Here is a 23,289-nt window from a genome sequence, read left to right on the forward strand (position 1 = left end):
CGCATTTCCAGCAGCATCGACGCAGAAGATCCTGACACCGGGGTAATCCGTGAAAAAGCTCTCCGCACGACGACGCCATCCGCTGGCGGCGCTCGTCGTCCTACTCCTCGCGCTGGCGTGCACGGGGGGGCTGTACGCCGTGTTCGCGCCCGCGGACAAGGCGCAGGCCGACGAAACCGCCCAGTCCCTCACCATCGAGGAGGGCAAGAAGCTCTACGCCGTGGGCTGTGCCAGTTGCCACGGCACCGGTGCTCAGGGCACCACCGACGGGCCGAGCCTCGTGGGTGTGGGCGCCGCGGCCGTGGACTTCCAGGTCGGCACCGGCCGTATGCCGGCCCAGCAGCCGGGCGCACAGGTCCCGAAGAAGAAGGTCATCTACACGCAGGCCGAGATCGACCAGCTCGCCGCGTACATCTCCTCCCTGGGCGCCGGTCCGGCCGTCCCGACGAAGAACGAGTACAGCCCGGACGGGGCGGACATCGCCAAGGGCGGCGAGCTGTTCCGCACCAACTGCGCGCAGTGCCACAACTTCACCGGCAAGGGCGGTGCGCTGACGCACGGCAAGTTCGCGCCGAGCCTTGAGGGCGTCGACCCGAAGCACATCTACGAGGCCATGCAGACCGGCCCGCAGAACATGCCGTCGTTCCCCGACACCACGCTGTCGGAGCAGAACAAGAAGGACATCATCGCGTACCTCGACGCGGTCAACGGTGACGACACCGAGAGCCCCGGTGGCCTCGAGCTGGGCGGCCTCGGTCCGGTCAGCGAGGGTCTGTTCGCGTGGGTGTTCGGACTCGGTGGCCTGATCGCGATCGCCGTCTGGCTCGCCGCTCGGACCGCAAAGGCCAAGAAGTCATGAGTAGCCAAGACATTCCAGAAGAGAACCTGCCCGCAGAGCAGGACGACCACGGCGCGGTGAGCGTCGCGGACGACAGGGACCCCTTCGCCGACCCCGGTCTGCCGCCCCACGAGCACCGGGTCCAGGACATCGACGAGCGGGCCGCCAAGCGGTCCGAGCGCACGGTGGCGATGCTGTTCACGGTGTCGATGCTGGCCACGATCGGCTTCATCGCCGCGTACGTGGGTGTCCCGCACGACAGGGCGATCTACGTCTTCCCGATCGGCCACATCAACGCGCTGAACTTCTCGCTGGGTCTGACGCTCGGCGTCGCCCTCTTCGCGATCGGCGCGGGCGCGGTCCACTGGGCCCGCACCCTGATGTCCGACGTGGAGATGGTCGACGAGCGCCACCCGATCGAGGCGCCGCCCGAGGTCCGCGAGAAGGTCTTCGACGACTGGAAGCAGGGCGCCAAGGAGTCCGCGCTCGGCCGTCGCAAGCTGATCCGCAACACCATGCTCGGCGCGCTCACCCTGGTGCCGCTCGCCGGTGTCGTGCTGCTGCGCGACCTCGGCCCGCTGCCCGGGACCAAGCTGCGGCACACCATGTGGCGCAAGGGCCTGCTGCTCGTCAACATGAACACCAACGAGCCGCTGCGTCCCTCCGACGTCGCGGTGGGCTCGCTGACCTTCGCCAAGCCCGAGGGCCTGGAGGAGCACGACGAGGCGTTCCAGACCGAGATCGCCAAGGCCGCCCTGATGATCGTCCGGATCCAGCCGGACAACATCAAGGACAAGCGCGAGCTCGAGTGGTCGCACGACGGCATCGTGGCGTACTCGAAGATCTGCACCCACGTGGGTTGCCCGATCTCCCTGTACGAGCAGCAGACGCACCACGTGCTCTGCCCCTGCCACCAGTCCACCTTCGACCTCTCCGACGGTGCCCGAGTGATCTTCGGCCCCGCCGGTCACGCCCTGCCGCAGCTGCGGATCGCCGTGAACGAAGAGGGCTACCTCGAGGCGCAGGGCGACTTCGAAGAGCCTGTCGGTCCTGCCTTCTGGGAGCGCGGATGAGCACCAACGAGAACAACGAGTCGTCCCGCGCCCGCGGGCAGGCCCCGGCCGGCGAGAAGCTCGCCGACTGGGCCGACGGCCGGCTGGGGATCTACTCCCTGGCCAAGGCCAACATGCGCAAGATCTTCCCCGACCACTGGTCGTTCATGCTGGGTGAGATCTGCCTGTACGCCTTCATCATCATCATCCTCACGGGTGTGTACCTGACGCTGTTCTTCCACCCGTCGATGAACGAGGTGGAGTACCACGGCAGCTACGTCCCGTTGCAGGGACAGCTGATGTCCGAGGCGTTCAACTCGACCATGCACATCTCCTTCGATGTGCGCGGTGGTCTGCTGATCCGGCAGATCCATCACTGGGCGGCGCTGATCTTCCTCGCCGGCATGTTCGTGCACATGATGCGCGTCTTCTTCACGGGTGCGTTCCGCAAGCCGCGTGAGGTCAACTGGCTGTTCGGCTTCCTGCTGTTCGTCCTGGGCATGTTCACCGGCTTCACCGGTTACTCGCTCCCTGACGACCTGCTCTCCGGCACCGGTGTCCGCTTCATGGAGGGCGCGATCCTGTCCGTGCCGATCGTCGGCACGTACCTGTCGTTCTTCCTCTTCGGCGGCGAGTTCCCGGGCGGCGACTTCGTGGCCCGCTTCTACTCGATCCATGTGCTGCTGCTGCCGGGCATCATGCTCGGCCTCATGGTCGGCCACCTGATCCTGGTGTTCGTCCACAAGCACACGCAGTACGCGGGCCCCGGCAAGACCAACAAGAACGTCGTCGGCATGCCGCTGTTCCCGGTGTACACCGCCAAGGCCGGAGGCTTCTTCTTCCTGGTCTTCGGTGTCATCTCGGCCATCGCGGCGATCGCCTCGATCAACCCGATCTGGTCCATGGGCCCCTACCGTCCGGACCAGGTGTCCACGGGCGCCCAGCCCGACTGGTACATGGGCTTCTCCGAGGGCCTGATCCGTGTCATGCCGGGCTGGGAGATCAACTTCTGGGGTCACACGCTCGTCCTGGGTGTGTTCATCCCGCTGGTGATCTTCCCGCTGGTCCTGGTGGCCATCGCGGTCTACCCGTTCATCGAGGCCTGGGTCACCGGCGACCGGCGCGAGCACCACATCCTGGACCGCCCGCGCAACGCCCCGACCCGCACGGCCTTCGGCGTCGCGTGGATCACCTGGTACATGGTGCTGCTCGTCGGTGGTGGAAACGACCTCTGGGCCACCCACTTCCACCTGTCGATCAACTCGATCACCTGGTTCGTCCGTGTGGCGTTCTTCGTCGCGCCGGTGCTCGCGTTCATCGTCACCAAGCGGATCTGCCTGGGCCTCCAGCGCCGCGACAAGGACAAGGTGCTGCACGGCCGCGAGTCCGGCATCATCAAGCGCCTGCCGCACGGTGAGTTCATCGAGGTGCACGAGCCGCTCAGCCAGGACGCGCTGCACACGCTCACCGCGCACGAGCAGTACAAGCCGGCCGAGATCGGCCCGACGGTCGACGACAACGGCGTCGAGCGCAAGGTGAAGGGCTCCGAGAAGCTGCGCGTCAAGCTCAGCGAGGCGTACTTCGGCGACGAGTCGCAGATCGCCAAGCCCACCGTCGAGGAGTACAAGGAGATCACGAGCGGCCACGGCCACCACTGATCGCTGCGCTCGCCACGCGCTGTGCAAGGGCCCCCGTCCGGTCTTCGGACGGGGGCCCTTCTCCGTGCCCGGGGCTGGATAGGGTGGGGTCAAACATCTGTTGAACCCTGTTGTACGACACCCAGGAGCGGCCGTATGAGCGCTGTGACCCCCGCTGGAGGCGACACCGCGGCGGGCCGTTCCTGGCCCGAGGTCCTGAACGCCCTGCTGTACGGCCGTGACCAGAGCGCCGCCGCGACCGCCTGGGCGATGGACCAGATCATGCGCGGCGAGGCGACGGACGCGCAGATCGCCGGGTTCGTGGTGGCCCTGCGGGCCAAGGGCGAGACGGTCGAGGAGATCACCGGGCTCGTCCAGGCGATGTACGAGCACGCCAATGTGATCGAGGTGTCCGGGCGGACCGTCGACATCGTCGGCACCGGCGGCGACGGCGCGAAGACGGTGAACATCTCCACGATGTCCTCCCTCGTGGTGGCCGGCACCGGCGCGAAGGTCGTCAAGCACGGCAACCGGGCGGCCTCGTCGGCGTCGGGTTCCTCGGACGTCCTGGAGAAGCTGGGCGTCAACCTCGACCTCACCCCGCAGCGGGTGGCCGAGGTGGCCGAGGAGGCCGGCATCACCTTCTGCTTCGCTATCAAATTCCACCCGGCGCTGCGTCACGCGGGCGCCGCCCGCGGCCAGTTGGGCATCCGTACGGTGTTCAACGCGCTGGGCCCGCTGACCAACCCCGCGAAGGTCAGGGCGCAGGCGGTGGGCGTCGCCGACCCGCTGATGGCGCCGATCGTCGCCGGGGTCTTCGCCGAGCGCGGCAACTCCTCGCTGGTCTTCCGCGGTGACGACGGCCTCGACGAGCTGACGACGACGTCCACCTCCCGGGTGTGGGTCGTGCGCGACGGCAAGGTCACCGAGGAGGCCTTCGACCCGCGTGACGTCGGCATCGAGCTGGTGCCGGTGGAGGCGCTGCGGGGTGGCGACCCGGCGTTCAACGCGGACGTGGCGCGCAGACTCCTCGACGGCGAGACGGGTCCGGTCCGGGACGCGGTCCTGCTGAACTCGGCGGCGGCGCTCGTCGCGCTGGAGCCGACCGGGGCGTCCCTGGCGGACCAGCTGCGGGACGGGATGGCGAAGGCCGCGGAGTCCATCGACTCCGGCGCGGCCAAGCGGACTCTGGAGCGCTGGGTGGCGGCCAGCAACCGGTAGCCGGTATCGATGGTCGTCCCGCGATCCGGACGCGGGTTGCGGGACGACGATCACATCGCGTACGTTCCTGTACCAGGTCATGAGTGACAGTCATGAGGCCCCGGCCGACTGTCCGGCAACCCTCCGTCCGTGGCGGGGTGCCCCGGGTGAAGACCAGGCCGTAGGCAGCGAGGTCTACGGCAAGCGCGGGCCCCTCTCGAAACCAGGGGTCCTGGTCGTTCGAGGGAGTCTTCCGTGAGCAAGCGAATGCGATAGGGCCGCCGAGCCCCGCCTCCGCGCACCCTTTTCCTCTTCCCCGCATGCCCTGCTTCAGCATGCCCTCTCACGGGAGTCCCCCATGTCTGTCTCCACCGCTGCCGCCACCCGGACCATTTGCTCTCCGCTGCCCGTTCTGGGCCGGGATGTCACCGTCCCGCTCGTCACCGGTGGCGAGGTCACCTACGCGGCCCTCGACTACGCGGCCAGCGCGCCGGCCCTCCAGCGGGTCTGGGACGACGTGGCGGCCTACGCGCCCTACTACGGCAGCGTCCACCGCGGTGCCGGGTACCTGTCGCAGCTGTCGACCGACCTCTTCGAGAACGCCCGGAACACCGTCGCCGAGTTCCTCGGCTGCCGCGAGGGCGACCAGGTCGTCTTCACCCGGTCCACCACCGACTCGCTCAACCTGCTCGCCGCCGCCCTGCCCGCCGACTGCCAGGTCTTCGTCTTCGAGACCGAGCACCACGCCTCGCTGCTGCCCTGGCGCGACGCCCGGGTGACCTACCTCGACGCCCCCCGCACCCACCAGCAGGCCGTGGAGACCCTGGAGCAGGCCCTCGCCGACCGCGACCCGTACGGCCCCGCCCTGGTCTGTGTGACCGGCGCCTCCAACGTCACCGGCGAGCTGTGGCCGGTGCGCGAGCTGGCCGCCGCCGCCCATGCGCACGGCGCCCGGATCGTCCTCGACGCCGCCCAGCTCGCCCCGCACCACGCGGTGTCCGTCGCCGACCTCGACGTCGACTGGGTCGCCTTCTCCGGCCACAAGCTGTACGCCCCCTTCGGCTCCGGCGTCCTCGCCGGCCGCGCCGACTGGCTGACCGCCGCCGAGCCCTACCTCGCCGGCGGCGGCGCCAGCCGCAAGGTCACCCGGCGCGAGGACGGCGGCGTGGACGTGGAGTGGCACGAGAACGCGGCCCGCCACGAGGCCGGCTCCCCGAACGTCATCGGCGCCTACTCCATCGCCTCCGCCTGCAAGGCGCTGACCGAGGCCGGCTTCGACACCCTCGTCGCCCGCGAGCAGTACCTGATCGAGAAGGTCAGGAGCGGCCTCGCCGACGTTCCCGAGGTCCGGATCCTCTCCCTCTTCGGCGACGACGCCCCCCGCGTCGGCGTCCTCTCCTTCGTCGTCGAGGGCTGGAACAGCTCCCACTTCGCCGCCGCCCTCTCCGCCGAGTACGGCATCGGCGTCCGCGACGGCCTCTTCTGCGCTCACCCCCTCGTCCGCACCCTGCTCGGCAGCGACCCGCAGACCCAGGGCGAGTGCGGCGCCCCCGAGGCCGCGCCCGGCGAGAAGTCCCTCAACGCCATCCGCGTCAGCTTCGGCGCGGGCACGCCGGACGAGCATGTCGAGCGGTTCGTGAACGCCGTGCGCGAGCTGGTGAGCGACGGTGCGAAGTGGCGGTACCGGACCGAGGACGGACGGTGCGTCCCCGCCGTCTGACCGGCTGACCGGCTGGGCGGCGGTTGCCGATACCCTCCCCTACGGCGTTCGTACGACACACAGGGGGAGCGGGAGTGCAGGCGCTGCGCGCGACGGATCCACGCAGGGTCGGCCCGTACGAGGTACGGGGCCGGCTCGGCTCGGGCGGCATGGGCGAGGTGTATCTCGCCGAGTCACGGACCGGGCTGCGGCTGGCGGTGAAGGTCGTACGGCCCGAGTACGCCCAGGACCGCACCTTCCGCGCCCGGTTCCGGCAGGAGGTGCGGGCGGCGCAGACCGTCGGCGGGGCGGGCACGTACACCGCGCGCGTGGTCGACGCCGACCCGGAGGGCGAGCACCCGTGGATGGCCACGGAGTTCGTGGACGGGCCGAATCTGCGGGACGCGGTCATGGACGGCGGGGCACTGCCCGAGCAGGCGGTGCGGGTGCTGGGGGCCGCGCTGGGTGAGGCGCTGGGCGCGATCCATGCGCGGGGCATGGTCCACCGGGACCTGAAGCCCTCCAACATCCTGCTGGCGCCGGACGGTCCGCGGGTCATCGACTTCGGGATCGTACGGGCCCTCGAAGCCACGGCGATGACCCGTACGGGCGCGATCGTGGGCTCGGTCGGCTATGTCTCGCCCGAGCAGATCCGCAACGGTGGCAAGGTCGGCCCGCCGAGCGACGTCTTCTCCCTCGGCGCGGTCCTCGCGTACGCGGCGAGCGGGCGCGAGCCCTTCGGCGAGGGCCAGGACTCGGTGATCCTGCTGCGCATCCTGACCCGGGACTTCGACCTGACGGGCGTACCGGAGGAACTGCTGCCGCTGGTGGAGGCGTGCCTCAGGGACGAGCCGGGGCAGCGGCCGATGCCGAAGGACGTCGTCGAGGCCGTGGGGGGTTCGCCGCGCGGCGGACTGCATCCTGGCTGGTACACGGGTGCGGGCCCGGAGCCCGAGGCTTCTCGGGGAGGCGAACTCTGGCTTCCCGAGCGGGAGTCGGGAGAGCGGGAGAGCCGGGTCGAGTACATGGCGCCGGTGCCGGAGACGCCTGACGTGGTGCGGCCCGAGGCCGAGGTGGCGGAGACACCTCAGGCTGCGCCGCCCGAGGCCGAGGTGGCGGACGTACGGCCCTCGCGGCGCGGGCTGCTGCGCCTCGCCGTGGGCGGGGCCGTGGTCGCCGGCGCCGGGGGAGTGGGCGGCTGGTGGTGGCTCGGGCGCTCGGAGGCCGGTAGCGAGGGCGGGGGGAAGAGCGGGAGCGCGAATACGCCGGGGTTCGTCGCGCGGAAGGCGGCCGTGAGCTGGTCGTACAACGTGGGCGGCGCGCCCAGCGTGGACGGCGGTCCCTGCGGGGCGCTCTCCGCCGACGGCCGGACGCTGTACTTCGCCGGGGCCGACGGGAACCTGCGGGCGCTGGGCAGCGACGGCGAGGAACGCTGGAAGGTGTCCGTCTTCCAGGGGGAGGCCTTCGTCACCAGGCCGGTCGTCACGGCCGACGGGATCTTCGTCGCCGTGGTCAGCGACACCGCGACCGAACCGGGGAGGCTCATCGCGGTGAGCGCCGCCGGTGAGGAGATGTGGAGGCGGGAGCTGCCCAGTCCGTACTTCCGCCAGCCCGCGGTGCTCGGGGGCGCCGTCGTCGTCGGCTCCGCGAAGAGCACGATCGACGGTGCGGGGGTCGTGCAGGCGTACGACAGCCGGGGCAGGGTGAGCTGGGACGTCCCGCTGGGTGGTGCGCCCTGCGACGAGCTCGTCGTGGCCGGCGGCGTCCTCTACGCGCCCTGCTACGACAACCACCTCTACGGGTTCACCGACGGCGGCACCAGCACGCCGTTCGACGCCGCGCTGGACGGTGATGTCGGCCGCCCCGCCGTCAGCGGCGACACCGTGGTCGTGAGCACCGGGAACCAGGCGAACGAGCTGTTCGGGCTGGATCTCGCGGGCCGACAGAAGTGGAAGAAGAAGGGCCTCGCCGGTTCCTACGTCCCGGCGAAGGCCGGCTCCTTCGCCTTCCTGGGCGTGACCGACGCGAGCGCGGCGCTCAAGGCGATCACGGAGGACGGGGACGAAGTCTGGTCGTACGGCGGGGGCGGGGCCCTCTCGGACCCGGTGCTGGTGGACTCCACGGTCTATGTGCGCACCGACACCGAGGTCCACGCCCTCGACACGCGGGGCAACCGGCTCTGGAAGACCGAGGTGGGCGCCGACCCGGGCGTCCTGCTGACCCCCGTCGTGCACGGCCGCCGCGTCTACGCCGGGACGAACAAGGGCGTCGCCGCCCTCGATGTCAGCGGTTAGTTGTCGAGCCCGATCGCGAACGCCGCCTCCAGGTCGTGCTGGGAGTACGTGCGGAAGGCGACGTGGGTGTCCGTGGCCTCCACGCCCGGGATCTTGCTGATGCTGCCGGGGATGACCTCGGCGAGGTCCTCGTGCTGCCGGACGCGGACCATGGCGATCAGGTCGTAGGTGCCGGTGACGGAGAAGACCTCGCTCACCGAGTCCAGGGCCGCGATCGACTCGGCGATCTCGGGGATCCGGTCCACGCTGGTCTTGATGAGGACGATCGCGGTGATCACTGCTGGTTCTCTCCCTCGGGGGCCGGAGCTGGGGCGGGCCTCACTCTAGTCGCAGGGGGGAATCGGACCCACGCGAAGGCGAAGCCCAGGCCGAAGCCCACCAGGTGGGCCAGATACGCCACCCCGGGCCCGTTCGCCGCCCGGCCCGCCGCCAGCCACTGGAGGGCCGCCCAGAAGGGCAGCACCAGCCATGCCGGGAACCGTAGGGGCAGGAAGAAGAGGAACGGGAGCAGGCTTGTCACCCGGGCGCCGGGGAACAGGTAGAGAAACGCTCCGAGCACGGCTGAGATCGCTCCGGAGGCCCCGACCAGCGACTGGTCGGAGTCGGAGTTCGCGGCGGCGTAGCCCAGCAGCGCCAGATAGCCGCAGCCGAGGTAGAAGAGCGTGAACTGGACGCGGCCCATCCGTTCCTCGGTCATCACTCCGAAGACATAGAGGAAGAGCATGTTGCCGAGGAGGTGGACCCAGCTGCCGTGGACGAAGAGGGCCGTCGCCGGGGTGAGTGCGGCCCGGGCCGAGCCTTCGAACAGTTCCGCGGGGACCACGCCCCAGTGGTGGAAGTAGGCCCGCTGGGCGACGAGCAGTTCGTCCCCGGTGCCGTAGGCCGGATTGAGGCCCCCCGCGGGGCCGATGACGAAGAGCAGACAGCACAGGGCGATCAGGCCGTAGGTGACCGGTGCCGTACCCCACAACGACCTGCTCGCGCCACCGACTGTCACCCTCCAGTTGCTGATCATGAACACAGAGCATGACGTAACGGGACGCAACCGAACAGAGTGCCTCGCCGCCCGGGCGGGCACTGAGACGGCCGAGCGACGAGTACCCGCCAGGCCGTAGGGTTACGAGCCACACACCGGGTCCGGTGTGTCGCGGACAATGGAAGACCTAGAAGGAAAGAGCTCAGGCACGATGACGGTTCCCCTGCCGACCGCCTCGACGCGGTGGCGCTGCACCCTCTGCGGCAACCTCACCCGCTTCGACGTGACCCGCTCGTCGAAGGTCGTCGAGTACGTCCACCTCGACCTGGCCGGTGAGCCGAAGGTGGAGGAGCGCGAGGTGGTCAGTGAGACCATCGAGTCGGTGCGCTGCCGCTGGTGCAACGCCGTGGATCAGGTGGAACTCGTGGACAGGCCGGGCGCCGACTCCTGAGGGAGTGGCCCCCGCACACAGGTTGGGGTGTTGACGGATGGTGGAGACACAAGGCGGGGGGCCGGGCGACGGCGCCGCCGAGGTGCTCGACCGTCCGCTGCCCGACGGCGTGCGCCGTCGCGTCGTGCAGATCGTCTCCGACGGCTTCGGCGGCCTCACCGTCGGTGAACTGCCCGCGCAGCTCAGACAGTACGCCCGGTTCGCGCCGAACCGGCGGGCCAAGTTCGCGGGCAACGCGATGGCCGCGGCACTGGAGACCGATCCCCTGTTCCGGCAGCGGATCGGCGAGAAGTTCAGAGAGGCCCAGCCGGAGCTCGCCGGCGCCCTCGACTCCGGCTCGCCGCCCCCGGCCGCGGATCCGCTCGACGTGGCGGCCGCGGCCTATGTACTGCGTCCCACGGGCTGGGTGAAGCTCGTGACCGCGGCCGGCGAGGAGGCCCAGCGGGCCGACGCCGAGCGCGCCGACGAGGAGAGCCGCGTCGAGCTGGAGCGGCTGCGCGAGGAGCTGGTGGCCGCCAGAGACCACACGCGCGCCGAGACCGAGCGGTTGCGCACCGAGCTGGACGCGGCCAAGAAGGAAGCCGAATCGCTTCACCGCAAGCTGCGGGCCGCCCTCAGTGACGTCAAGCGCGGCGAGGCGGCGCTGCGCAAACTACAGGTCGAGATGGACGCCGTGCGCGCCGAGGGGCAGACGCAGGTGTCCACCGCCGAGGTCGAGTCACGGCGGCTCAAGGCCCGGCTGAGCGAGGCCGAGGCCGCCCTGGAGGCCACGCGCAAGGCGGCCCGGGAGGGGCGCAGTGTCGAGGACATGCGCGTCCGGCTGCTGCTGGACACCGTGCTGGACGCGGCCCAAGGGCTGCGCCGGGAGCTGGCGTTGCCGCCCGTGTCCGTGCGGCCCGCGGAGACCGTCGACGCGGTCGAACCGGGACGAATGACCCCGAAGGACATCGCCGCGCGGGCGCTGTCCGAGAACGATCCGGCCATTCTGGACCAGCTGCTCGCCCTGCCCCAGGCCCACTTGGTGGTCGACGGCTACAACGTCACCAAGACCGGTTATCCCCAGATGCCGCTGGAGAAGCAGCGGCTGCGGCTGCTCGGGCAGCTCTCGCAGCTCGCCGCGCAGACCGGCGCCGAGGTGACCTGTGTCTTCGACGGGGCCGAGCTGCTCGCGCCGGTGCTGCTCGCGCCGCCGCGCGGCGTGCGGGTGCTGTTCTCCAAGGCGGGCGTCACCGCCGACGAGTTGATCCGCCAGTTGGTGCGCGCCGAGCCACCGGGCCGGCCGGTCATCGTCGCCTCCACCGACCGCGAGGTGGCCGACGGGGTGGCCAAGGCGGGGGCCCGGCCTGTCGCTTCGGCGATGCTTTTGAAGCGCCTGTCCTGAAGTTCTAACTTCCAGGTTTAATGACCGAATTGGTCGGATCGTCACGCAACGTAGTGTCAGTCGAGCATTACCGCACGTGAGTTGTGTGTAAAGAATGCAGTCCGTGACTGATTTTTTCGCGTGAGGATTTGAACTGATCACAAGAAGGTCACTAGGGTCTGGGCTCGAACCTCCGAACGGGTGATCACTCACAAGAAGGAGCTCACCTCCGTGGCGTCCCACCGTCGACCCAAGCAGCCGAGCCGCACACGCGTGACCGTGCTGACCACCGCCGCTGCCGCCGCCGTCGCGCTGAGCGCCAACGCCGCCAACGCGGCACCGAGCGAGAAGCCCAGCAAGGACGAGGTCAAGTCCAAGGTCGACAAGCTCTACGAGGAGGCCGAGCAGGCCACCGAGAAGCTCAACGGCGCCAAGGAGAAGCAGGAGAAGCTCCAGAAGGAGATCTCCGCCATCCAGGACACCGTGGCCCGCGGCCAGGAGGACCTCAACGGCCTCCGTGACTCCATGGGCCTCGCGGCCGCCGCCCAGTACCGCACCGGCTCCATAGACGCCTCCTTGCAGCTCTTCCTGTCGTCCAACCCGGACGACTATCTGGACAAGGCCTCCACGGCCGACCAGTTGAGCGCCCAGCAGGTCGAGGCGCTGAAGAAGATCCAGGAGAAGCAGCGCGAGCTCGCGCAGGAGCGCTCCGAGGCCTCCGAGAAGCTCAAGGACCTCTCCTCCACCCGGACCGAACTGGCCAAGAAGAAGAAGGAAGTCCAGGCCAAGCTCGCCGAGGCGCAGAAGCTGCTCAACACGCTGACGGCCGCCGAGAAGGCCGCCCTGGCCGCCGAGGACGAGCGCGCCAGCCGCTCCGCCAGCGAGCGCGTGGACCTCGGCGACGCCCCCGCCGCCTCCAACTTCGCCGCCGCCGCCTTCTCGGCCGCCCAGAGCCAGCTCGGCAAGCCGTACGTCTACGGCGCCACGGGCACCGCCTCCTACGACTGCTCGGGCCTGACCTCCTGGGCCTACGCCCAGGCGGGCGTCTCCATCCCCCGCACCTCGCAGGCCCAGGCGAACGCCGGCACGCGGATCTACTCGCAGAGCCAGCTCAAGGTCGGCGACCTCGTCATCTTCTACGGCGACCTGCACCACGTCGGTCTCTACGCCGGCAACGGCCAGGTGATCCACGCCCCGCGCACCGGCACGGTCGTGCGCTACGAGTCGATCGGCAACATGCCGTTCCAGTTCGGCGTCCGGATCTGATCCGCCCAGAAGTCACGCTCAAGATCACGACACCCTGCCGCCCGTTCGGGCGAATCCTGGCGACGTGAACTGACCCCACGCCCCGCCACTGACCTGCGTCGGTGGCGGGGTGTCACGTTGTGTGGCCGTGGAGGTCTTTGGAAGCGCCCTTGTCACGGGGCTACTGTCGGCCGCGTTTCCTGTCCGCCAGCGGAAGGGGTGCGGCTTCTCGTGGGGTCCCATCGCCGCCTTGCATCGACATCGTCCGGGTTCGACCGGGGCGCCAGTGCCGCGCTCTGCGTCCTGTCGGCCACCGCCGCGGTTCTCGGGGCCGTACCGGCCTCGGCCGCCCCGCACGACGACACCCGTGCCGAGGTGGACCGCCTCTACGAGGAGGCCGAGAAGGCGACCGAGGCCTTCAACAAGGCCGACGAACGGGCCGACGCGCTGAAGAAGCAGGTCGGCACCGCGCAGGACCGGATCGCCCGCCAGCAGGACCGCATCAACTCCATGCGGGAGACGCTCGGTTCGCTGGCCGGTGCCCAGTACCGCTCCGGCGGCCTCGATCCGTCCCTGGCCCTGCTGTTCTCCGACGACCCGGACGACTACCTCGACAAGGCCGCCGCCCTCGACCGGATCACCGCCCATCAGGCCGGTGAGCTCAAGGACCTCCAGTCGGCGATGCGGGAACTCGCCCAGGAGCGCGCGGAGGCGGCCGGGCAGCTGGCCGAGCTGGAGAAGAGCCGCAAGGCGGTCGCGAGCCACAAGCAGACCGTCGAGAAGAAGCTCGCCCAGGCCCGTCGGCTGCTCAACTCCCTGCCGTCCGAGGAGCGCGCCGCCTACGACCGGGCCTCCCGCTCCGGCCGCGACGACATGCCCGACCTCAGCGGGGCCCTGCCGCCCAACGCCCGGGCCGCCGCCGCGGTCGCCGCCGCCCGCGCCGCGATCGGCAAGCCGTACGTCTGGGGCGCGACCGGCCCCTCCGGGTTCGACTGCTCGGGCCTGATGGTGTGGTCGTACCGGCACGCCGGAGTCTCCCTGCCGCGCACCTCGCAGAGCCAGCGCTACGCCGGGCAGCAGGTCCCGCTCTCCCAGGCACAACCCGGCGACCTGGTCACCTACCGGTCCGACGCCAGCCATGTCGGCATGTACGTCGGCAACGGCCAGGTGATCCACGCGCCCTACCCCGGCGCCCCCGTCCGCTACGACCCGGTGGGCATGATGCCGGGCGCCACCGTCACCAGGGTCTGACCCAGGCCCTCTGACCCCGGCGGCCGTCCCGCCGTACGATCGTGAAATGGCTGGTCGAGGGCGGGCGTCGAGACACGGGATCCTCGCGCTGTGTCTGCTGCTGGTCTCCCTGGTGGCCTGTGGCGGCAAGGCCGGCACCGGCACCGCCAAGGCCGATGTCCAGGCACTGCTCGACCGGCGCTCGGTCGCCGTCCTGGACCGGGACCGGGCCGCGTTCATGCAGACGGGCGCGCTGGACTGGTTCGAGAACGCGCGGGGCGTGCCGTTCGCCTCCTGGGCGTACCGCGTGACGGGGCTCCACCGGGACGGCGCCGACGCCACCGCCGACGTCGAGCTCAAGTACCGCATACAGGGCTACGACAACGCCCCGGTCACCGTCGGCCGCACGCTCACCCTGAGCCTGGACGCGGGCGGCGAGTGGTTCGTCGACCAGGAGAAGCCCGCGAAGAAGTCCGCCCAGCAGTTGTGGGACCAGGGCGAGGTCGCCGTCGTCCGCGGCAAGGACAGCCTCGTCCTCGGCGTCGGACGGTCGAGCGCGGCGCTCCAGACCTATGTGGAGCTGGCGGACCGTGCCGTTCCGGCGGTGTCGGCGGAGTGGGGCACCGACTGGACCCGGCATGTCGTCGTGCTCGTACCGAAGTCCCTGGACGGTATGGCCGGGCTGCTGGCTTCGCCCGCGTCCTCGTACCGTGGGATCGCCGCCGTCACCACCGGCGAGACGGGCGCCCCGGCGCGCGCGCCCGCGGACCGGATCATCGTCAACCCCGACGCGTTCGGCGTCCTCGGCAGCGTCGGCAAGCAGGTCGTGCTCACCCACGAGACCACTCATGTCGCCACCCGCGACCACACCGGCGCGGCCACGCCGCTGTGGCTGTCCGAGGGGTACGCCGACTGGATCGGCTATCTCGACTCCGGCCGCTCGCCGGTCCAGGCCGCGCCGGAGCTGTGGCGGGCCGTGACGGAGGGGCGGACGCCGACGGCCCTGCCGAGGGACGCGGACTTCGGGTTCAGCGGCGACGCGACGAGGCTCGCCCAGGCCTACGAGGGCGGCTGGCTGGCCTGCCGGATGATCGCGGCAGAGTGGGGGACCGACCAGCTCCGCGCCTTCTACCGGGCCGTCGGCGCCCACAAGCAGCGCGCCGGGGCGGTCGAGGACGCGCTGAAGAACGTGCTCGACACGAACCTGGACGACTTCACGGACCAGTGGCGGGACTATCTGCGGGTTCAGCTCGACTGAGCCGCTCGACGGCCTCCTCCAGCCAGGTGCGTTCCGCCTCTCCGGTCGCCCGCGCGACCCGCAGCATGCCCTCCCGGAACAGGTCCGCCGCTTCCTCCGCGCGCACGGGTCTGCCCTCGTCGTAGAAGAAGCTCGTGGGCGCGTCGAGGAACTCCAGGCGGCGGCGGAGCACCGCGGCCTGTTCCTGGCGGTCCGGGAGGTGGCGCAGGAACGTCAGGACCGTGTTGAAGCGGACCTGGTCGGAGATCTCGACCGGCTTGGGCCGACGCAGGCGCTCCAGGAGGTCCGCGCGGCCCGCCTCGGTGAGGGAGAGCGTGCGCCGCGGGGCCGCGCTCGCGCCCGGCTCGGTGTGTTCGTCGAGCTTGCCCGCCTTGATGAGCCGGGTGATCGCCGGGTAGAGGGCGCCGTCGCTGACCGGGCGGACATGGCCGCTGAGCGCCTTGATGCGCTCCTTCAGCTCATAGCCGTGCAAGGGCTCTTCGGCCAGGAAGCCCAGGATCGACAGCTCCAGCACGCCGGTTCCTCCTTGTGGTGGTCGTGACGCCATGGTACCTCTTATCGAGCTATCTCGTTTCGAGGTAGCTCGAATCGAGGGGGTCACTTTTCGTGGACAGTCATCGCCGCCGGCTCATCGCGCTCGCCCACCCCGTCTACTTCTCGCTGCTCGCCTCCGTCGCCGCCGGGATCATCAACACCGTCTGGGTCTCCCGGCTCGGCGGAGCGGCGGTGGCGGCCGTCGCCGTGGCGACGAACGCCGAGAACGTGCTTCTGGGGGTCGCCCTGGTCTTCGGCTCGGGCACGACCGTGCTGGTCGCGCATGCCCGGGGTGCGCGGGACCCAGCGGCGGTACGGGCCGCCGTGCGCGGGGGCTGGGCGGTGTTCGGGCTGGTCACGCCGGTGGTCGTGGCGGGCGGGTATCTGCTGCGGGAGCCGCTGGCGCGGCTGGTCCTCGGCGGGGGCGCGCCGCTGTCGCTCGCTGTCGGGTACTTCGCGATATCGATGCCGGGCATCGCCGTGTTCTTCGCCCAGCAGCTGGTCGACGGGATCCTGAAGGGTGCGGGGGACACCCGGACCCCCATGCGGCTCGCACTGCTCGCCAACGGGCTGATCCTCGTCTGCGACCCGCTCCTGATTCACCTCTACGGCGTCCAGGGCGCCGCCGCCTCGACGGTCCTGTGCCGGTGCGTGGCCCTGGGGGTGGGGTTGCTCGCCCTGCGCCGGAACGCGCTGCTGCGGGCGTCCGCCGGGCCCGGGGTCGCCTTCGGACGGGTGCTGCGCACCGGGCTGCCCATGGCGGCCGACTTCACCGTGCGGCAGGGCGGGGCGCTCGTACTGGTCGCGATCGTGGCGCGGCTCGGGGTGACGGCGGTGGCCGCGTACGCCATCGCGTACAAGGTCCTGTACGTGGCCACCATGGGCTTCTACGCCGTACGGCAGGCCGCCTCGATCCACACCGCGCATCTGCTCGGCGCCGGGCGCGACGAGAGACGGGCGATCGGGCGGGAGGCGGTGCTGGTGTCCGGAGCCTTCGGGGCGACCGCCGCTGTGCTGTTCGCCGTCACCGCGCCCTGGATCATGGCCGCCTTCGGCGCCGGGGCGGGAGTCGCCGGGGAGGGCGTGCTGTTCCTGCGCTGTGCCGGGCCCTATCTGCTGCTGATGGCCTGCTTCATCGCGCTGGGCGGGGTCTTCGAGGGAAGCGGGGGCGCGCCCGTGCTGCTCCGGGTGACGCTGCTCGGTACGGCCGTCCAACTGCCGTTGGCGTACGGCCTGTCAGGGCTCGGGCTGCCGGGCGTGTGCCTGGCGATGGCGCTGGCCATGACGGTGCAGTGCGCGGTGGTGGGTGCGGTGCTCGGCCGGTCCCGGCGTCAGGAGGCGACCGAGGTCTCCGACGGCTCCTCGGTGGCCCGCGCCGGGTGAGCCGGCTCGAGGTCCTCGACGGGGACGCTGACCGTGGCCCGCCACAGCTTCACGGCCGCCAGGACGGTCGCGATGACGAGCAGGCCGTTGCGGAGGAAGAGCAGGGTGACGCCCAGGCCGTCGCTGGCGACGACGTTCGCGAAGTAGACCGGGAACTCGAGGACCGTCACGAAGGACGCCACCAGGACCAGCAGCGCGGGAAGCGTCATCCGGCTCGCCCGGAAGCACAGGCAGACCGCCGCGAGGCCGACCAGCCACACCATGTACTGCGGGCTGATCACCCGGCTCGTGGTCGTGAACAGCAGCACCGCCACGAACGCCGCGTCCGCCGTGGTGTGCGCCTCGAACCGGGTCGCCACCAGCCGCCACAGCAGCAGCCAGCCGAAGGCGACGCCGGTCAGGGCGAGCGCGGCCGTGCTGACGACGTTCACCCACGGGCCGAGGAACTCCACCGAGCCGTAGTTCAGCAGCACCTGGCCGTCCCAGCCGTACTGCCGGGCCACATGGAAGACCAGGGAGCCCAGCGACTCCACCTCGGTGCCCCGGTCGGCCTGGAAGGTCAGGAACGCGAAGGCACCGGGCATGGTCACCGCGAACAGCGCCGCGAGACCGGCCGCGGTGACCGCCGCCGACATCCAGACACCGCGCCTGCGGGCGGCCACCAGCAGCAGCACCGGCCACACCTTGAGCATCGCCCCGAAACCGACCAGGGCGCCCATCACCCGGGGATGCCGGGCGCCCGCGAGCAGGGCGGCCACGGCCACGGCGGTGACCATCACGTCGTAGCGGGCGTACACGGTCGGTCCGAGCAGCGGGACGCCCACCACCCACACCCAGACCCCGCGCAGGCTCCGCCCGGGGCGCAGGCCCGCGTACAGCAGCAGGGAGAAGACCACCAGGTCGGCCAGGAAGGCGAGGACGAAGAAGGCCGTCGCGTACGGCAGGAACGGCAGCAGCGCGGGGGAGAGGATCGCCAGCGCGGCGGCCGGCGGGTACTGCCAGGTGACGTCGTCCTGCGGGAAGGCGCCGGTGCGCAGCACGTCGTTCCAGCCCTGGTAGATCACCGACACGTCGCTGGTCACGTCCGGGCCGGGGAACACGTACACCTTGAGGACGAACAGGAGCAGCAGCAGCCTCGTCAGGCCCCAGGTCGCCAGCAGTCCCGCCAGAGACCGCCTCGCACCCGCAATGTCCACCGGAGCCCCTGTTCGCGCGTTGCTGTCTTTGCCGTCTTTGAGATGGCCATGATGTCCCGGCCTGCTGTGAGGTTGCCATAAACGTGGCCGTGCCCGGCTGTGAGGGGGGCGTTGGGTAGGGTCTGCGGCGATGCACACGACGATGTCCAAGACCCTGATCGTCACGAACGACTTCCCGCCCAGGCCGGGCGGTATCCAGGCGTTCCTGCACAACATGGCGCTGCGCCTCGATCCCGAGCGGCTCGTGGTCTACGCCTCGACCTGGAAACGCGGCCGGGAGGGCGTAGCGGCCACGGCTGCCTTCGACGCCGAGCAGCCCTTCACCGTCGTACGCGACCGTACGACGATGCTTCTGCCGACGCCCGCGGCCACGCGTACGGCGGTCGGGCTCCTTCGTGAACACGGCTGTACTTCGGTGTGGTTCGGGGCGGCGGCACCCCTCGGGCTGATGGCGCCCGCGCTGCGCAGGGCGGGTGCCGAGCGGCTGGTGGCCACCACCCACGGGCACGAGGCGGGGTGGGCGCAGCTGCCCGCCGCGCGGCAGTTGCTGCGCCGGATCGGGGAGGGCACGGACACGATCACCTACCTCGGGGAGTACACGCGGTCGCGGATCGCCGGCGCGCTGACGGCGGAGGCGGGTGCGCGGATGGTGCAGCTGCCGCCGGGCGTGGACGAGAAGACCTTCCACCCGGGGTCGGGCGGTGAGGTGGTGCGGGCGCGGCTCGGGCTCACCGACCGGCCGGTGGTGGTGTGCGTCTCGCGGCTGGTGCCGCGCAAGGGGCAGGACACGCTGATCCTGGCGATGCCGCGGATCCTCCTGAAAGAGCCCGACGCCGTGCTGCTGATCGTGGGTGGCGGGCCGTACGAGAGGGAGCTGCGCAAGCTGGCGCACGAGACCGGTGTCGCCGACTCCGTGCGCTTCACCGGGTCGGTGCCCTGGTCCGAGCTGCCCGCGCACTACGGGGCCGGGGACGTGTTCGCGATGCCGTGCCGCACGCGGCGGGGCGGCCTCGATGTGGAGGGGCTCGGGATCGTGTACCTGGAGGCCTCCGCGACCGGGCTGCCGGTGGTCGCCGGGGACTCCGGGGGCGCGCCGGACGCCGTGCTCGACGGGGAGACCGGGTGGGTCGTGCGGGGCGGCTCGGTGGAGGACTCGGCCGAGCGGATCGTGGCCCTTCTGGGCGATGCCGAGCTGCGGCGGCGGATGGGGGATCGGGGGCGGGCCTGGGTCGAGGAGAAGTGGCGGTGGGACCTGCTGGCGGAAAAGTTGAAGACGTTGCTCTAGCCGTCTAGGCGGAACCGAATAATCCGCACATGCTGCGCGCATGACAGCAAAACTGATGCAACGTCAGCTGACGAGACGTCAAATATTGGGCATGGTGGCCCTCCAGACCGCCGCCGCGTCCGGTCTCACCCGCATCGGTCTCGAGTCGGCGTCGGCCGTGGAACCGGCCGCCGTCGACAGCGCCCCGGCCATCGTGGTCGGTTCGGGCTACGGCGCCGCCGTGGCCGCCCTCCGCCTCGGTCAGGCCGGCATCCGCACGCTCATGATCGAGATGGGCCGGCTCTGGAACACCGCCGGCTCCGACGGCAAGGTCTTCTGCTCCACCGCCAACCCGGACCAGCGTTCCATGTGGTTCCGCACCCGCACCGAGGCCCCGCTGGCCACCTTCCTGTGGCTGGACGTCGTCAACAAGGACATCAGCCCCTACCCCGGCGTCCTGGACCGGGTGCGCTTCGCCAACATGTCCGTGTTCGTGGGACGCGGCGTCGGCGGCGGCTCCCTGGTGAACGGCTGTATGGCGGTGACCCCGCTGAAGTCGTACTTCGCCGAGCAGTTCCCGACCGTCGACGCCGACGAGATGTACGGCACCTACTTCCCGCGGGCCAACTCCATGCTCGGCGTCAACACCGTCGACCCGGCCTGGTTCGAGTCGACGGAGTGGTACCGCTTCTCGCGGATCTCCCGCAAGCACGCCCAGAACACCGGCCTGAAGACCACCTTCGTGCCCAGCACCTACGACTTCGCCTACATGCAGAAGGAGGCGGCCGGTACGGCGACCAAGTCGGCGCTCGCCCAGGAGGTCATCTACGGCAACAACCACGGCAAGAAGAGCCTCGACAAGACCTATCTCGCCGCCGCGCTCGGCACCGGGAACGTCACCATCACCACCATGGAGCGGGTGCGGGCCATCAGCCGGGCCGGCGACGGTTCGTACATCCTGACCGCCGACCGCATCAACGACGCCGGCACGGTCGTCGAGACCAAGCAGTACCGCTGCACCTACCTGTTCCTCGGCGGCGGCAGCCTCGGCACCACCGAACTCCTCGTCCGCGCCCGGGACACCGGCACCCTGCCCGCCCTGGACGCGAGCGTCGGCGCCGGCTGGGGACCCAACGGCAACACCATGCTCGGCCGGGCCAACCACCTGTGGGACACGGTCGGGGCCAACCAGTCGACCATGCCGGTCATGGGCATCGACGACTGGGCCAACACCGCCAACCCGGTCTTCGCCGAGATCGCTCCTTTACCCACGGGCCTGGAGCACTGGGTGAGCCTCTATCTGGCGATCACCAAGAACCCGTCGCGGGCCGCGTTCACGTACGACAGCGCCACGGACGGCGTGAAGCTGGGCTGGACCGCGGCCCAGAGCGCGGTGTCCTCGGGCATGGCCAAGAAGCTCTTCGACCGCATCAACTCGGCCAACTCCACGATCTACCGCTACGACCTGTTCGGCTCGTCCAACAAGGTCTTCGCCGACGACTTCACCTACCACCCGCTGGGCGGCTGCGTGCTGGGCAAGGCCACCGACAACTACGGCCGCGTGAAGGGGTATTCGAAGCTGTATGTCACCGACGGCTCGCTGGTGCCCGGATCGATCGGCGTCAACCCGTTCGTGACGATCACCGCGCTCGCGGAACGGACGATGGCGCGGGTCCTCGTGGAGGACACCGCGCCATGACGCTCTTTCAGCAGGCTTGCTACTTCTGGTAGATCGCCTCGATCTCGTCCGCGTAGTCCTTCGCCACCACGTTGCGCTTGAGCTTCAGGGACGGCGTCAGGTGGCCCGACTCCTCCGTGAACGGGGAGGACAGAATGCGGAACTTCCGCACCGATTCCGCCTTCGACACCGCGGCGTTGCCGTCGTCGATCGCGGCCTGGATGGCAGCGTTCAGGTCCGCGTCCCCGGCCAGCGACGCCGCGGTGGAACCCGCGGGCTTGCCGTGCTCGTCGGCCCAACGGCCCAGGAACTCCTCGTCGATGGTGACCAGCGCGCCCACGAAGGGCCGCCCGTCACCGACGACCATGCACTCCGCGACCAGCGCGTGGGCGCGGATACGGTCCTCGATCACGGCCGGGGCGACGTTCTTGCCGCCCGCGGTGACGATGATCTCCTTCTTGCGGCCGGTGATCCTGAGGTAGCCGTCCTCGTCGAGGGTGCCGATGTCACCGGTGTGGAACCAGCCGTCGGCCAGCGCCTCGGCGGTCGCGGCCTCGTTGTTCCAGTAGCCCTTGAACAGGTGCTCGCCGTGCAGCAGCACCTCGCCGTCGTCGGCGATGCGGACCACTGAGCCCGGCAGCGGCTGCCCGACCGTGCCGATCTTCTGCCGGTCCCAGGGGTTGAAGGCGGTGGCCGCGCAGGACTCGGTCAGGCCGTAGCCCTCCAGGACCGTGAAGCCGATGCCGCGGAAGAAGTGGCCGAGCCGCTCGCCCAGCGGGGCGCCGCCGGAGATGGCGTACTCGCCCTTGCCGCCGAGGACCGCGCGGAGCTTGCTGTAGACCAGCTTGTCGAAGGTCTTGTGTTTGATCTTCAGACCGAGGGACGGGCCCGAGGGGGTGTCCAGCGCCTTGCTGTACGCGATCGCGGTGTCGGCGGCCTTGTCGAAGATCTTGCCCTTGCCGTCGGCCTGCGCCTTGGCGCGCGCCGAGTTGTAGACCTTCTCGAAGACGCGCGGCACGCCCAGGATCAGCGTCGGCCGGAACGAGGCCAGCTCGTCGGTGAGGTTCTTGATGTCCGGGACCATGCCCAGCTTGATCGGCGCCATCATCGGCGCGACCTGCACGAGCCGTCCGAAGACATGCGCGAGCGGCAGGAAGAGCAGGACCGAGCACTCACCGGTGCGGAACAGCGGGCGCAGCCGCTCGACGACGTTGCCGCACTCGGCGAAGAAGCTGCGGTGGGTCAGCACACAGCCCTTGGGGCGGCCGGTCGTGCCGGACGTGTAGACGATGGTCGCCGGGTCGTCGGCCTTGGCGAGCGAGCTGCGCTCCTCGACGGCGGCGTCGGTGACGTCCTGCCCGAGCCGGCCCAGCTCCTCGACACCGCCGCCCTCGATCTGCCAGACGTGCTTCAGCGCGGGCAGCTGGTCGCGCACCGACTCGACGGCGGCCGTGTGGCTGTCCAGCTCGACGACGATGGCGGTGGCGCCCGAGTCGGAGAGGATCCACTGGACCTGCTCCGCCGAGCTGGTCTCGTACACCGGCACGGTGATCGCGCCCGCGCTCCAGATCGCGAAGTCGAGCAGCGTCCACTCGTAGCGGGTGCGCGACATCAGACCGACCCGGTCACCGGGCTGGACGCCGGAGGCGATGAGCCCCTTGGCGGCGGCGTGGACCTCGGCCAGGAAGGTCGTGGCGGTCACGTCCTGCCAGGCACCGCCCACCTTGCGGGCGATCACGGCGACGTCGGGATGCTGCGCGGCGTTTCTACGGACGATGTCCGTGAGATTGCCGTCCGCAGGGACCTCGTACAAAGCCGGAAGGCTGAACTCGCGCAAGACTGCTGCTCCTAATAAGGCGCCGGCGCCACGACGTTGTGCGATGCGACGGTGCGGTCCAAGGCTCGGGCAGGTGCTCGGACTTCTTGAGTGGTTGCAGCCACAAGTTGAAATCCTGAGCACGACTGGACTGCCCGGACGTTACCCGCCGGTATGG

Annotated in this window: 19 protein-coding genes and 1 riboswitch; of the genes, 14 read left to right on the forward strand and 5 right to left on the reverse strand. The window is 70.4% G+C overall.

The window, feature by feature from the left end:
• Positions 1–49: 49 nt before the first annotated feature.
• The 6 genes from qcrC (at position 50) to OG866_RS31910 (ending at position 8,720) form a co-directional block, all read left to right on the forward strand.
• Positions 50–859, forward strand: a complete 810-nt coding sequence (gene qcrC, locus OG866_RS31885; RefSeq protein WP_329340055.1) for a cytochrome bc1 complex diheme cytochrome c subunit — start codon at positions 50–52, stop codon at positions 857–859.
• Positions 856–1,911, forward strand: a complete 1,056-nt coding sequence (gene qcrA / locus OG866_RS31890) for a cytochrome bc1 complex Rieske iron-sulfur subunit (protein ID WP_329340057.1) — start codon at positions 856–858, stop codon at positions 1,909–1,911. The genes qcrC and qcrA overlap by 4 nt, the downstream gene beginning before the upstream one ends.
• Positions 1,908–3,548 carry a cytochrome bc1 complex cytochrome b subunit gene (qcrB, locus tag OG866_RS31895; RefSeq protein WP_329340058.1) on the forward strand — a complete coding sequence of 547 codons (1,641 nt, stop codon included), beginning with the start codon at positions 1,908–1,910 and terminating at the stop codon, positions 3,546–3,548. The genes qcrA and qcrB overlap by 4 nt, the downstream gene beginning before the upstream one ends.
• A gap of 135 nt (positions 3,549–3,683) precedes the next feature.
• Positions 3,684–4,748, forward strand: coding sequence for an anthranilate phosphoribosyltransferase (trpD, locus tag OG866_RS31900; RefSeq protein ID WP_329340059.1), 1,065 nt, complete (start codon positions 3,684–3,686; stop codon positions 4,746–4,748).
• Between the two features lie 75 nt (positions 4,749–4,823).
• A riboswitch (SAM riboswitch) is annotated at positions 4,824–4,940 on the forward strand.
• 145 nt (positions 4,941–5,085) lie between these two features.
• Positions 5,086–6,447 (forward strand): aminotransferase class V-fold PLP-dependent enzyme, encoded by a 1,362-nt coding sequence (locus OG866_RS31905; RefSeq protein WP_329340061.1) that lies wholly within the window; start codon positions 5,086–5,088, stop codon positions 6,445–6,447.
• A 74-nt stretch (positions 6,448–6,521) separates the two neighbouring features.
• Entirely contained in the window at positions 6,522–8,720 is a 2,199-nt protein-coding gene (locus OG866_RS31910; protein WP_329340063.1) for a serine/threonine-protein kinase, read from the forward strand.
• On the opposite strand, the gene OG866_RS31915 is transcribed toward OG866_RS31910, so the two are convergent.
• Positions 8,717–8,998, reverse strand: coding sequence for an Lrp/AsnC family transcriptional regulator (locus tag OG866_RS31915; protein WP_059197589.1), 282 nt, complete (start codon positions 8,996–8,998; stop codon positions 8,717–8,719). The two genes, OG866_RS31910 and OG866_RS31915, sit on opposite strands and share 4 nt — an antisense overlap.
• Positions 8,995–9,735: a rhomboid family intramembrane serine protease gene (locus tag OG866_RS31920; RefSeq protein ID WP_329340066.1), complete on the reverse strand. Its 741-nt coding sequence runs from the start codon at positions 9,733–9,735 to the stop codon at positions 8,995–8,997. Before OG866_RS31920 ends, OG866_RS31915 begins: the two co-directional genes overlap by 4 nt.
• Positions 9,736–9,907: 172 nt before the next feature.
• Between OG866_RS31920 and OG866_RS31925 the strand changes: the two genes are divergently transcribed.
• The 5 genes from OG866_RS31925 (at position 9,908) to OG866_RS31945 (ending at position 15,240) form a co-directional block, all read left to right on the forward strand.
• On the forward strand, positions 9,908–10,147 hold the full coding sequence (locus OG866_RS31925) for a hypothetical protein (protein ID WP_020137397.1): 240 nt from the start codon (positions 9,908–9,910) through the stop codon (positions 10,145–10,147).
• A 37-nt stretch (positions 10,148–10,184) separates the two neighbouring features.
• Positions 10,185–11,528 (forward strand): NYN domain-containing protein, encoded by a 1,344-nt coding sequence (locus OG866_RS31930; RefSeq protein WP_329340069.1) that lies wholly within the window; start codon positions 10,185–10,187, stop codon positions 11,526–11,528.
• A gap of 210 nt (positions 11,529–11,738) precedes the next feature.
• A complete protein-coding gene (locus OG866_RS31935; protein WP_329340070.1) occupies positions 11,739–12,773 on the forward strand; it encodes a C40 family peptidase in 1,035 nt (344 codons plus the stop codon).
• Positions 12,774–12,983: 210 nt separating this feature from the next.
• The gene (locus OG866_RS31940; RefSeq protein WP_329340071.1) at positions 12,984–14,003 is read left to right on the forward strand and encodes a C40 family peptidase; all 1,020 of its coding nucleotides are present in this window, start codon (positions 12,984–12,986) and stop codon (positions 14,001–14,003) included.
• 46 nt (positions 14,004–14,049) lie between these two features.
• Complete coding sequence (locus tag OG866_RS31945) at positions 14,050–15,240, forward strand: hypothetical protein (RefSeq protein ID WP_329340073.1); 1,191 nt, start codon at positions 14,050–14,052, stop codon at positions 15,238–15,240.
• On the opposite strand, the gene OG866_RS31950 is transcribed toward OG866_RS31945, so the two are convergent.
• Complete coding sequence (locus OG866_RS31950; protein ID WP_329340075.1) at positions 15,197–15,754, reverse strand: PadR family transcriptional regulator; 558 nt, start codon at positions 15,752–15,754, stop codon at positions 15,197–15,199. The two genes, OG866_RS31945 and OG866_RS31950, sit on opposite strands and share 44 nt — an antisense overlap.
• A 92-nt stretch (positions 15,755–15,846) precedes the next feature.
• On the opposite strand from OG866_RS31950, the gene OG866_RS31955 reads away from it, so the two are divergent.
• Entirely contained in the window at positions 15,847–17,157 is a 1,311-nt protein-coding gene (locus tag OG866_RS31955; protein WP_329340076.1) for an MATE family efflux transporter, read from the forward strand.
• Here OG866_RS31955 and OG866_RS31960 read toward each other — a convergent pair.
• Positions 17,106–18,353: a glycosyltransferase family 87 protein gene (locus OG866_RS31960; protein ID WP_329340078.1), complete on the reverse strand. Its 1,248-nt coding sequence runs from the start codon at positions 18,351–18,353 to the stop codon at positions 17,106–17,108. The genes OG866_RS31955 and OG866_RS31960 overlap by 52 nt on opposite strands.
• Before the next feature lie 142 nt (positions 18,354–18,495).
• On the opposite strand from OG866_RS31960, the gene OG866_RS31965 reads away from it, so the two are divergent.
• Positions 18,496–19,638: a glycosyltransferase family 4 protein gene (locus OG866_RS31965; RefSeq protein WP_329344399.1), complete on the forward strand. Its 1,143-nt coding sequence runs from the start codon at positions 18,496–18,498 to the stop codon at positions 19,636–19,638.
• A gap of 91 nt (positions 19,639–19,729) precedes the next feature.
• Positions 19,730–21,316 carry a GMC oxidoreductase gene (locus OG866_RS31970; RefSeq protein WP_329340079.1) on the forward strand — a complete coding sequence of 529 codons (1,587 nt, stop codon included), beginning with the start codon at positions 19,730–19,732 and terminating at the stop codon, positions 21,314–21,316.
• 19 nt (positions 21,317–21,335) lie between these two features.
• Here the strand turns inward: OG866_RS31970 and OG866_RS31975 are convergent, their stop codons facing one another.
• The gene (locus OG866_RS31975; protein ID WP_329340083.1) at positions 21,336–23,132 is read right to left on the reverse strand and encodes an AMP-dependent synthetase/ligase; all 1,797 of its coding nucleotides are present in this window, start codon (positions 23,130–23,132) and stop codon (positions 21,336–21,338) included.
• Positions 23,133–23,289: the final 157 nt, after the last annotated feature.

The organism is Streptomyces sp. NBC_00663 (genome assembly GCF_036226885.1).
GTDB lineage: Bacteria > Actinomycetota > Actinomycetes > Streptomycetales > Streptomycetaceae > Streptomyces.